1 protein-coding gene and 1 pseudogene are annotated in these 1,596 nt (G+C 75.6%); both read right to left on the bottom strand.

The window, feature by feature from the left end:
* Positions 1-782: sensor domain-containing protein (locus tag AN215_RS00105; RefSeq protein ID WP_171904095.1), on the bottom strand; the 782-nt coding region annotated here is incomplete at its 3' end.
* Positions 783-1,404: 622 nt separating this feature from the next.
* Positions 1,405-1,596 (bottom strand): annotated as a pseudogene (locus AN215_RS00110) (hypothetical protein); the annotation flags it as partial.

A 1,596-nucleotide genomic window follows, 5' to 3' on the forward strand; every position in this document is an offset into this window, starting at 1 on the left:
ATGCGGCGCAGGTCGGCTGCGGCGGTGTCGGCCACCGAACCACGATCCGACTCCAGCTCCCGTACGCGCGTCGCGAGCGGTGACGGGCCGAGCAGCCCCAGCACCATCAGACGGTCCACCTGGGTCAGCCCGCGCACGATCCACGGGGTCACCAGCAGCAGTGCCAGTCCGGCCGCGGCGGTCAACGCGAGTTCGGGCGGACTCTCCAGGTAGGTGCCGCCGATCTGCGTCGTGCTGTTCGCGGTCAGGCCGTCCGGGCCGACCTGCATGCCCGGCCGGCCCAGGTGGCGCGGGAAGACCCACTGCCAGGCCGGGTAGAGCGTCAGGCCCAGGCTGACGGACCAGAGGACGACGGATACGACGAAGGAGAAGACCGCCCACGGGAAGTGCAGCACCGTGTAGAGCAGGTGCCGCCAGGAGACGCCGCTGCGCAGCAGCGCCCCCACCCACGGCATCAGACCGGGGCGCCGCTGGAGCGTACGTACGGGCTCGGGCTCGGCGACGTCCACGTCCAGCAGCGCCCGTGCGCGGCCCCGCTCGACCCAGCCGGCGGCGCGGCAGCCCATGAGGCCCGCGGCCAGGACGGGAACACCGAGGAAGGTGATCAGCAGACCCGCGCCGGCCGAGAGCATGGCGACGGCGCCGGCGAAGTACACGGAGGCCAGCGGCAGGCCGGTGACGACGTGGAGCAGTTCACGCCAGGCGCGGCCCTCGAAAGGTGCGCGCAGCGCACCCGGCACCCGGTGGGGGCGGGGCCGCGCGATGTCGGATGCGGTGGCCATGAGGTGGGTGCCCGTCCTTCCGGGGGTCCGTGCACGGGGTGCGGGGTGCGGAGTGCGGAGTGCTTGGTATGTGTGCCGGGTCGCGTGCCGGGGGCGCGGACCGGCCGCTCGCACTGTGACCGGCTCGGCCCGGCTCGGGCGACCTTCCCCTACAGGGTCCGCTTTGAGGATGCGCGGCGGCCATGGCGTGAGCACGCGTCTGCGTGAGGGGGTTTACCCCACCTCGGGGCGGGTGTCCCATGCGGCGTGCGCCCGGGTGGTGCGCGGGTGTGCGGTGGCGGTGCATGCGGCGGGCGCCCGAGGCACTGGCGCGGCCACGCACGCCACGCACCGCGGCGCGTCCGGGGGCCTCCCGTCTCCGTCCAGGTGCTGAGGTGGCGCGTCGGACGCGGGCTCCGCCGGAGGCTCCGGCCGGTGTCCGGCACCGGTCTCCTCAATGCGTGAACGTTCCATCGCCGCGCGGAAGCCTGCGTCGCGTCCGTCCGTCCGTGGCGAGGGTCCACCGGCCCGTGGTGGTTCGGGGGGCGGCCTGGTGGGGAGCGGCCGCCGATGACGGGGACACCCGGCACGCGGCAGGGGCGGAGCCGCGCGCGGTCAGCCCTGGCGGCAGCCCCGCGTGGGGTCAGCCCTGGCGTGCGATGGGCGCCTCCGGCGCCTCCCGCGCCCTGCGCGGCCCCCGCACCCGTCCGCCGCCCTTGCGGAAAGCTCCGCCGCGGCGGTTCCCGCTCCCGCCTCCGTGCCCGGAGTCCCGCTCGCGCCAGGGGAGTTCGGCGGTGATGGTGGTGGGGCCGCCGGTGGGGGAGTCGAGGATGAG

The sequence above is a fragment of the Streptomyces abyssalis genome (assembly GCF_001751365.1).
Lineage (GTDB): Bacteria > Actinomycetota > Actinomycetes > Streptomycetales > Streptomycetaceae > Streptomyces > Streptomyces abyssalis.